Here is a 9268-nt window from a genome sequence, read left to right as displayed (position 1 = left end):
CCCCGGCCGCGGGCGCCCGCGGCCCCCCCCCCCCCCCCCCCCGGCGGCCGGCCCCCCACAACCCCCGGGCCCGCCTCGCCCCCCGCCCCCCCCCCCACTGGCGCACCCGCCGGTGATCACCGGGCGTGCAGCCGGCGCAGGTGGTCGTAGGTGGTGGGCAGCGTCTCCAGGAGCCGGGCCTGGTCCTGCCTGACCTCCGCGAAGAGCTTCTCCGCCGACTCCACGGAGTCGGAGCGGTGCGACAGCACCGGCGCAGGCCGGTCGGGCAGCAGGCCCAGCCCCGCGAAGATGCAGTAGTAGTTGGCGTTGCTCCAGAAGTTGCGGAACTCGGCCTCGAAGTTGCCGTAGTAGTTGCTCTCATCGGTCACCGGCGTGTCCACCGTGAGGCCCGCCTTGTACATGGCGACCTTCTCGGCGAAGCGGTCCGAGAACCTCAGTTTCTTGCACGCACGCCAGAACTGCGTGTCCGTGCGGGGAGCGAAGGTGAAGTGGGCCTGCAGGAAGTCGCGGGTGTCGTCGAACATCGTCTCGATCTCGGCGTTGAAGCGGTCGCGGAGAACGGGCTCGAAGTGCTTGTCGGGGAAGTGCTTCACCAGCTGGTAGAGCGTGGCGTAGATGAAGTAGATCCCGGTGGACTCCAGCGGTTCCACGAAGCACGAGGACAGCCCGACGCCGACGACGTTGCGCACCCACGCCCTGCGGTTGCGGCCGACCCGGAACTTCACGTGGTTGAGCGGCTGCTGCTCGGGGTCGAGGCCCCACATGCGGCACAGCTCGGTGGTCGCCTCGTCCTCGGAGGTGAAGCGGCTCGAGTAGACGTACCCGGTGCCGAACCGGCCCAGCAGCGGGATCTTCCAGGTCCAGCCCGACGACATGGCGATCGCCGACGTGTACGGCTCGACGCCCTGGGAGTCGTCGTGGGGCACCGCGGTGGCGACCGCCCGGTCGTTGAGGAGGTGGTCGCTCATGTCGAGGAAGGGTTCCTCCACGGCGCCGTTCATCAACAGGCTGCGGAAGCCGGAGCAGTCGATGAACAGGTCCGCCTCGAAACGCCGCCCGCTGCGGGTGTTGATGGCCGTCAGGTGGCCGCGTTCGTCGAACTCCGGTCCGACGTAGACGTCCTCGACGTGCAAGGCCGACTGCTGTTGCGTGGCGAACCGGCGCAGGAAGTCCGCGACCAGGTGCGCGTCGAAGTGCCAGGCGTAGCTCGCGTACGGCGTTCCGTCGGGCAGCATCGGGGCGAGTTTCGCGTCCAGCAACGGGGGCTGGCGGTAGCAGGCGTGGTCGAACGGGACGTCCGTCGCGCCGGAAAGCCGTTGCCGCACCCAGTAGTGCGACAGCGGCAGGTTGTCGTGGTCGGGCAGCAGGCCGAAGAGGTGGTCGAACTTGTCCGGCCCGCCCTGCGGCAGCGTGCGCGCGGCCGGCTCGCCCGTCCCCGGGGTGCGCCAGTTGATGAACCGCACCCCCATCTTGTAACTGGCGTTGCACTCGGGCATCCAGTCCTCCTCCTTGAGCCCGAGGAAGTCGAAGAAGGTCTTCTGCAGGTTGGGGATCGTCGCCTCGCCCACCCCGATCTTCGGGATGGACGGCGCCTCCACGACGGTGATCTCGACGGCGGGGCCGAGTGCGCGGCCCAGGTACGAGGCGGCCATCCAGCCCGCGGTACCCCCGCCAAGGACAAGAACTTTCCTGATCTGGTTGTCGTCCATGAAGAAGGGCTCCTCCGATGCCACCGGGTGTTCACAGCCGGTCGCGAGCGTAACGACCGGATCTACTTTTTTCCCATGGTCAAAGGAGTTCCGGTGATCCATTGATCGTTCATAGAGGGTCGATAGCCGTGGATGCGATGGTGGACGGCAGGAATCACCATCTCGATCCGGAGGCGACGTGAACGCAGGTGCTGACGTGACCAGAACCATCCCGGACCGGGTCGTCGTCGTCGGTGGTGGCACCGCCGGGTGGATGACGGCCTCCTACCTGAAAGCCGCCTTCGGTCACCGCGTCTCGGTGACGGTTGTCGAGTCGAGCCGGATCGGCACGATCGGCGTGGGCGAGGCGACGTTCAGCGACATCCGGCACTTCTTCGAGTTCCTCGGCCTCAAGGAGGAGGACTGGATGCCCGCGTGCAACGCGACCTACAAGCTCGCCGTGCGCTTCCAGGACTGGCGCCGGCCGGGGCACCACTTCTACCACCCGTTCGAGAAACTGCCGTCGGTCGGCGGCTTCCCGCTTTCGGACTGGTGGCTGCGCAACGGCCCCACCGAGCGGTTCGATGCGGACTGCTTCGTGCTGGCCTCCCTGTGCGACGCCGAGCGCAGCCCGCGCCGGCTGGACGGCTCGTTGCTCGACCGGCACACGGTCGACGCCGGCGCGGTGCCGATGGGGCTCACGATGTCCGAGCACCAGGGCGCCACCCAGTTCCCGTACGCCTACCACTTCGAGGCCGCGCTGCTGGCGAAGTACCTGTGCCAGTACGGCGTGGACCGCGGTGTGCGGCACGTCGTCGACGACGTCGAGGAGGTGCTGCTCGACGACCGCGGCTGGATCACCGCCGTGCGGGGCAAGCAGAGCGGGGAGATCCAGGGCGACCTGTTCGTCGACTGCACCGGGTTCAAGGGGCTGTTGCTGAACAAGGCCCTCGAAGTGCCGTTCGTGTCCTATCAGGAGAGTCTGCCCAACGACAGCGCGGTCGCGTTGCAGGTGCCGCTCGACATGCGGCGGCGCGGCATCCCGCCCTACACGCAGGCGACCGCCCAGAGCGCGGGCTGGATCTGGACCATCCCGCTGTTCGGCCGGATCGGCACGGGCTACGTCTACGCCGGCGACTACTGCACGCCGGACGAGGCCGAGCGCGTGCTGCGCGAGTTCGTCGGCCCGGCCGCCGCGGACGCCGAGGCCAACCACATCCGCATGCGGATCGGCCGCAGCGCCGAGTCGTGGGTGCGCAACTGCGTCGCGATCGGACTGTCCAGCGGGTTCGTGGAGCCGCTGGAGTCGACCGGGATCTTCTTCATCCACCACGCCATCGAGCAGCTGGTGAAGCACTTCCCGGGCGAGGGCTGGTCGGAGCACGGCAGGAGCATGTACAACTCGGCGGTCGGCAACGTCATGGACGGCGTGCGCGAGTTCCTCACGTTGCACTACCTCGCGGCGGAGCGGTCGGACACTCAGTACTGGCGCGACACCGCGCACCGAGCGTTGCCGGACGGGATGGCCGAGCGGCTCGAGCGGTGGAAGGTGCAGCCGCCCGACTCCGAGAACATCTTCCCGTACTACCACGGGCTTCCGCCGTACTCGTACATGTGCATCCTGCTGGGCATGGGCGGCATCGCCACGTCGTACCCGCCCGCGGTCGGGCTGTCCGACGACACCGCCGCGCAGAAGGAGTTCGCCGCCATTCGCGGCCGGGCCCGGCACCTGGTCGAGTCGCTGCCGAACCAGTACGACTACTTCGCGCAGATGCGCGAGGGATCCCTGCGATGAGCGAGTCGCTGCTGCCCGCGGTGGCGCCGGCGGACGGCGTCGCGGACGAGTTCCGCGCGATGATGCGGGGGTTCCCCACGGGAGTCGCCGTGGTGACGGCGTTCGACGAGACGGGCAGCCCGTGGGGGATGACCTGCTCGTCGATCTGCAGCGTCACGCTCGATCCACCCACGTTGCTGCTGTGCGCGCGGGCGGGCAGCCCGACACTGGCGGCCATGCGCGGGCGGGGCGCATTCGCGGTGAACCTGCTGCACGAGCGCGCCCGTGACACCGCGGCCCTGTTCGCCTCCGGCGATCCCGGCCGGTTCGATCGGGTGCAGTGGGGAACCGGCGGCGCGGGCCCGCACCTGAAGGTGGACGCGCACGCGATCGCCGACTGCGTGATCGCCCGTCCCCCGGTGGAGGCGGGCGATCACGTGGTGGTGTTCGGGGCGATCGACCAGGTCGCGCTGGTGACCGGTGAGCCGCCGCTGCTGTACGGGCACCGGCAGTACCGGGCGTGGTCCGGCGCGGCCTGAGCTCAGACGCCGGCGAGCAGGGCCGGGTCCGCGGTGAGGATCGCGTGGTGCACCTCGCGCAGCAGCAGACCCGGCTCCACGCCGAGCTCCTCGCTCAGGATGCGTCGGCCCCGTTCGTAGTGGCTCAGCGCTTCCGCCTGCCTGCCCGAGCGGTAGAGCGTGGTCATGAGCTGGGCCCGGAACCGTTCGCGCAACGGGTGCCGCGCCACCAGCCTGGTGAGCTGGGGCAGCACGTGGCCGTGCCGGTCCAGGGCGAGTTCGGCGTCGATGAGGTGTTCCAGCGCGGAGATCCGCGCCTCCTCGAGCCGCGGCCCCTCCGCGCTGCTGAGGTGCTCGGACACGTTGGCGAGCGCCGGTCCCCGCCACAGCGCCAGCGCGAGCCGGAGCCGGGAACGGGCGTCCTGCGCACGTCCCTCACCGAGCGCGGCGGCACCGCTCGCGGACAGGTGCTCGAACTCGGCGAGGTCGAAGCGCGCTCCGTTGAGGCGGGTCAGGTAGCCGGGAGCGCACCGCGTGATGCTCACTGCGGACCCGAGCGCCTTGCGCAGTCGCGACACGTAGTTGTAGATCTGCGCGTTGAGCGTGGCGGGCGGGTTCACGCCCCACAGGTAGGCGCTCAGCTCCGCGTCCGACACGAAGCCGTGCTCTGCGGTCAGCAACGCGGCGAGCACGGTCCGGTGCTTGGCGCCGTCGAGTGCGACGCCCACCCCGTCGTCGAGCACCTCGACCGGTCCGAGGATCCGCACGTACATCGTTCACCCCCAAGTGGCGGCGGCCCGCCCTCAGGACTGGCCGCCCCTTCGATCAGTCGTCCGGTGCGCACTCGATGAGCTGGTAGTCGGGCAGCCCCTCGGTGGACGCGGCGTTCGTCATCGACGTCACCGCGAAACCCGCTGTGCGCAACAAGGTTCGGTACTCGTCGGCGGTGCGTTCCCGCCCGCCGGCGAAGACGAGGTTGTTGAGGTCGGTCATGCCGTACGCGGGCGAGTCCTCCGCGCTGAGCACGACCGGCATCACCGTCTCGACCACGATCAGCCGCGCCTGCCGCGCCAGCGCGGCGCGGCAGTTGCGCAGGAGGGCGATCGCGTGCTCGTCGTCCATGTCGCGCAGGACGTGGTTGAGCACGTAGGCGTCGGCCCCTGGCGCGACGGCGACGGTTGCGTCGCCCTCGCGGATCTCGCACCGGTCCGCGACTCCCGCGTCACGCAGCGTCTCGGCTGTCTGCTCGTGCGCCTGCGGGAGGTCGTGGACGACGCCGCGGGTCCGCGGCGCCGAGGTGAGGATCGTGGCGAGGAAGGTGCCGCAGTCGCCACCGAGGTCAGCCACCAGCCCGTACGCGCCGAAGTCGTACACCTTCACCGCGCTCGCTGCGAACTCCAGGCTCGCACGCGCTTTCGCGGTGCGGTAGAGGCGGGACAGCACGGGATGGCGCGCCGTGCTCTCGAACGCGGTGAGCCCGGTGTCGCGGTCGCGCACCGGCTTCCCGGTGCGCACGGCCGTGGCCAGGTCCCCCCAGGCGTGCCACAGCGCGGGCATGGCGCAGAGCAGGATCATGTCCCTGACGGAGTCCGGCACGTCCGACCGCAGCTGCGCCCCCGTTCCGGTGAGGGTGAACGTCTCGGCGTCGGCCTGGGCCACCACGCCGAGCCCGGCGAGCGCGCGCAGCAGCCGCAGCACCGCGGCGGGGTCGGCGTCGATCCGCGCGGCCAGCTCCGCCGCGCTCAGCGGCCCTTCCGCGAGCACGTCGGCGATGCCGAGTTCGGCCGCGGCGAAGAGAATCGGAGCGGGCAGGTACGCCGTTGCCTGCTGCACCAGTGATTGGTCCGTCACGGCCGCTACCTCGTCCGCAACGGCAGCGACCTGATGCCGATCATGTCCGACGTCGGCACGAATGACGGCGGGTCGTCCGGATCCGTCTCCAGCACGGGGAACTGGTCGAGCAGGGCGTTGAGCGCCACCTCGCCCTCGAGTCTGGTGAGGCCGGCGCCGACGCAGAAGTGGATGCCCCTGCCGAAGCCGAAGTGGGGATTGGGGTCGCGGTCGGGCAGGTACACGGCCGGGTCGGGGAAGCGGCGCGGGTCGCGGTTGCCGGCACCGAGCCAGAGCAGCAGCATCTGGTCCGCGGGGATGGTCGTGCCGCCGATGCGCACCTCCTCCTTGGTGGCGCGGGTGAGCACGGTCGAGGGCGGCAGGACGCGCAGTGCCTCCTCGATCGCGCCCGGCACGAGAGAACGGTCCGCGCGCACCCGCTTGGCCTGGTCCGGGTTGGCGTCGAGGCACAGCAGGGTGTTGCCCAGCAGCATGGTCGTGGTGATGTGGCCGGTGACGAGGATGATGTTGGCGAGGTTGACGGCCTCGTTCTTCGTCAGGCGTTCCCCGTCGGACTCCGCGCTGACGAGGACGGTCAGCAGGTCGTCCTTCGGGTTGACCCTGCGGTCGTCCAGGTGCTCGGCGAGGTAGTCGAACAGCGGGCGGATCACGTCGGCGGCGTTGTCGAGGCTCTTCTTGCCCTCCTCGCTGCCGTCCAGGAAGGAGAACCCGCTGAAGGTGTCGATGATGTTCTCGGCCCAGCCCTTGAACAGGTCGCGGTCCCCGGCGGGCACGCCGAGCAGCTCGGCGATCACGATCACCGGCAGCGTGTAGGCGAGGTCGGCGACCACCTCGATGCGGTCGCGGCCCTCGATCTCGCGCATCAGGTCCGCGGTGATCTCGGCGACCCGGGGTTCGAGCCTCGCCACGGCCCGCGGGGTGAACGCCTTGCTGACGAGCTGGCGGAACTTGCGGTGCTGCGGCGGGTCCATCTGCGTCATGTCGCCCTCGAGCAGCTTCGGGTCGACCTCGACCGGCAGCAGCCGCGTGGTGTCCGAGGAGAACCGCTCGTGGTCGCCCAGCATCTCGAAGATCTCCGGGTGCCCGTAGACGTTCCAGACCTTCTGCTCCTCGTCGTGCACGATCGGGGTCTCCGGGCGTTCGCCGCGCAGCCAGCGGTGCTCGGGGTGGATGTTCCAGCGTTCGACGACCGTCGTCATCGCGGTTCCTCCTGGTGCCGGTGGTGGGTCGCCGTCACGAGGTGACGACGGGCAGGTTGCTCAGGCCGCCGGCGTCGGCGATCTGGTAGAAGCGGGGCTTGTTCTCCGGGTCCACCCGCAGCGCGGGGAAGCGGTCGAGCAGCACGTCCACCGCGACCCGCGACTCGAGCCTGCCCAGTGCGCGGCCGGGGCAGATGTGCACGCCGCGGCCGAAGCCGAGGTGCGGGTTCGGGGCGCGGTCGGGGAGGAACTCGTCAGGCCGGTCGAACTTGCGGGGGTCCCTGTTCGCCGCGCCGGTCCACGCCATCAGGACCGTGTCCTTCGGGATCAGCTTCCCGCCGACCTCGACGTCCTCGTTGGTGCAGCGCATGATCCCGGCGATCGGGGGCGTGAACCGCAGCGTCTCCTCCAGCAGCCCGGGGATGAGCGAGCGGTCCTCGCGCACGCGCTTGGCCTGGTCGGGGAACGTGTCCAGGCACAGCACCGCGTTGGCGAGCAGGATCGACGTGGAGTGGTGGCCCGCGATGAACAACCGGTTGGCGATGTTGAAGATCTCCGTGTCGGACAACCGGTGCCCGTCGATCTCGGCCGTCGTCAGGTTCGTCAGCAGGTCCTCGCGGGGCTGCTTGCGCCGCTCGGCCACGAGCCCGGACCAGTAGTCGTGCATCTCGCGCAGCATGCGCAGCGCCGCGTCCAGTTCACCCTGCTGGCGTGCGAGCTCCTCGCCGGTGGGCTCCTCGTACGGGTCGAAGTCGCCCGCGCCGTCGAGCAGGCGGTGCATCCAGTCGTGGATGAACGAGTGGTCCTCCACCGGCACGCCGAGCAGTTCGGAGATCACGATCACCGGCAACGGCAGGGTGAACTCCTCGACCAGGTCGAACCGGTCGCGGTCGCCGATCTTGTCCAGCAGTTCGTCGATCAGCCCGCGCACGTGCGCCTCGCGTTGCACGACGGTGCGTGCGCTGAACGCCCTGTCCACCAGACCACGCACCTTGCGGTGCTCCGGCGGGTCCATCTGGGCGAAGTCGCCGGCGCAGATCTCGGGGTCGATCTTGATCGGGTCGAGCCTGCCGGTGTCGTTGGAGAACACCGACGGGTTCGTGAGGATCTGCACGGTCTCCGGGTATCCGTAAATGTGCCAGATCTTCAACCGGTCGTCGTAGACCACTGTTTCCTCCGGCTGCCGCCCGTGCAACCAGAAATGCTCCGGATAGATTTCCCAATCTTCGACGGTCGTCACTGGGTGGTCCTCTCTTCAGGCGCGACACGCCGCCACCTGATCGACCGGCGGGCGCATGATTTCTGGAGCTTCACGGCCCGCCGGGTGCAGTGTCAACGGATGCCGGGCCCGGTGGGAAAGCGTCCTGCCGACAGGACAGTCAGAGCTCGGCGACGGGCAACCCGTCCATCATCTCGGCGATCCGGCAGTGGTGTGCCTGCGCGCCGCCGGCGAAGTGGTCGCGCACCCGCACCCGCACCTCCGGCGGCTGTTCCTGGCTCAGCTTGAACATCGCGTCCACCCCGGTCACCGCGAGCCGGAACGCCCCCACCCCCGGCAGCAGCTCGTCGAAGTAGTCCAAAGAGGACTCCATCGACCAACCCGTTCCGTGATTCGCCTCGAAGGCACGCACCGTGGCCGTGACGGTGGCGAGCGTCTGCTCGGCGTCGAGCACCCTGCGCAGGGTGCCACGTACGTGCACGGCGGTGAAGTTCCAGGTGGGGGCGGCGGGAGTGCGGTCGTAGACGGTGGGCGAGACGTACGAGCCGGGGCCGGTGAACACGGCGGTGACCTCGCCCGCGTCCCCCAGCGCGGCCCAGTGCGGGTTCGCCCGGTTGAGGTGTCCCCACAGCACGGCGCCGTGCAGGTCGTCCGGGTCCGGGTCGGCGTGGCCTGGATCGAGGATCATCGGCGCGTGCGTGATGAACGGGCTCGACCCCGCCGGCCCGTTGCTCACGAGCTGGGCCAGCGGGTGGTCGCGGACCAAGTCGGTGATCCAGCGTCCGTGCGGTTCGCGGTACTGCGCCGGGACGAACATGTGCACAACCCCCTCTTGTTCCGACCGGACCGGTGACACGGCACGCGGATCGCTGTCCTGTCGACCGGACGAGAACGCGTGCCGGTGCGCGGTACGAATGCGGTGAATTCGCCTTGACTGGTCTGCAGGCGGATCTGGAGCATCGCACAGGAATGCTGCCGCCGGGCCTGTCCGTCGCTTCACGACGAATCCGCGGTGTGCG

Annotated in this window: 8 protein-coding genes; 2 read left to right on the top strand and 6 right to left on the bottom strand. The window is 69.7% G+C overall.

Annotated elements, in window-relative coordinates:
* Nucleotides 1-116 precede the first annotated feature (116 nt).
* Complete coding sequence (locus ABZV40_RS41560; protein WP_355454924.1) at nucleotides 117-1709, bottom strand: tryptophan halogenase family protein; 1593 nt, start codon at nucleotides 1707-1709, stop codon at nucleotides 117-119.
* 196 nt (nucleotides 1710-1905) lie between these two features.
* On the opposite strand from ABZV40_RS41560, the gene ABZV40_RS41555 reads away from it, so the two are divergent.
* Nucleotides 1906-3483, top strand: a complete 1578-nt coding sequence (locus ABZV40_RS41555; protein ID WP_355454922.1) for a tryptophan halogenase family protein — start codon at nucleotides 1906-1908, stop codon at nucleotides 3481-3483.
* On the top strand, nucleotides 3480-4001 hold the full coding sequence (locus ABZV40_RS41550; protein WP_355454920.1) for a flavin reductase family protein: 522 nt from the start codon (nucleotides 3480-3482) through the stop codon (nucleotides 3999-4001). The genes ABZV40_RS41555 and ABZV40_RS41550 overlap by 4 nt, the downstream gene beginning before the upstream one ends.
* A 2-nt stretch (nucleotides 4002-4003) precedes the next feature.
* Here the strand turns inward: ABZV40_RS41550 and ABZV40_RS41545 are convergent, their stop codons facing one another.
* From ABZV40_RS41545 to ABZV40_RS41525, 5 genes are all read right to left on the bottom strand, one after another.
* Entirely contained in the window at nucleotides 4004-4753 is a 750-nt protein-coding gene (locus tag ABZV40_RS41545; protein WP_355454918.1) for an AfsR/SARP family transcriptional regulator, read from the bottom strand.
* 52 nt (nucleotides 4754-4805) lie between these two features.
* Nucleotides 4806-5831 (bottom strand): methyltransferase, encoded by a 1026-nt coding sequence (locus tag ABZV40_RS41540; protein ID WP_355454916.1) that lies wholly within the window; start codon nucleotides 5829-5831, stop codon nucleotides 4806-4808.
* 5 nt (nucleotides 5832-5836) lie between these two features.
* Complete coding sequence (locus tag ABZV40_RS41535; protein ID WP_355454914.1) at nucleotides 5837-7030, bottom strand: cytochrome P450; 1194 nt, start codon at nucleotides 7028-7030, stop codon at nucleotides 5837-5839.
* A 34-nt stretch (nucleotides 7031-7064) separates the two neighbouring features.
* Nucleotides 7065-8270 (bottom strand): cytochrome P450, encoded by a 1206-nt coding sequence (locus ABZV40_RS41530; RefSeq protein WP_355454912.1) that lies wholly within the window; start codon nucleotides 8268-8270, stop codon nucleotides 7065-7067.
* A gap of 139 nt (nucleotides 8271-8409) precedes the next feature.
* Entirely contained in the window at nucleotides 8410-9066 is a 657-nt protein-coding gene (locus tag ABZV40_RS41525; protein WP_355454910.1) for an FMN-binding negative transcriptional regulator, read from the bottom strand.
* Nucleotides 9067-9268: the final 202 nt, after the last annotated feature.

The organism is Lentzea sp. NPDC004782 (assembly GCF_040609115.1).
Lineage (GTDB): Bacteria > Actinomycetota > Actinomycetes > Mycobacteriales > Pseudonocardiaceae > Lentzea.
This window is presented reverse-complemented; position numbering and strand designations above follow the sequence as displayed.

What these genes read in the sequence shown, in the direction of transcription:
- ABZV40_RS41550 (WP_355454920.1), top strand. Translation starts at nt 3,480, where the DNA reads ATGAGCGAGTCGCTGCTGCCCGCGGTGGCGCCGGCGGACGGCGTCGCG.
- ABZV40_RS41545 (WP_355454918.1), bottom strand. Translation starts at nt 4,753, where the DNA reads ATGTACGTGCGGATCCTCGGACCGGTCGAGGTGCTCGACGACGGGGTG.
- ABZV40_RS41560 (WP_355454924.1), bottom strand. Translation starts at nt 1,709, where the DNA reads ATGGACGACAACCAGATCAGGAAAGTTCTTGTCCTTGGCGGGGGTACC.
- ABZV40_RS41525 (WP_355454910.1), bottom strand. Translation starts at nt 9,066, where the DNA reads ATGTTCGTCCCGGCGCAGTACCGCGAACCGCACGGACGCTGGATCACC.
- ABZV40_RS41535 (WP_355454914.1), bottom strand. Translation starts at nt 7,030, where the DNA reads ATGACGACGGTCGTCGAACGCTGGAACATCCACCCCGAGCACCGCTGG.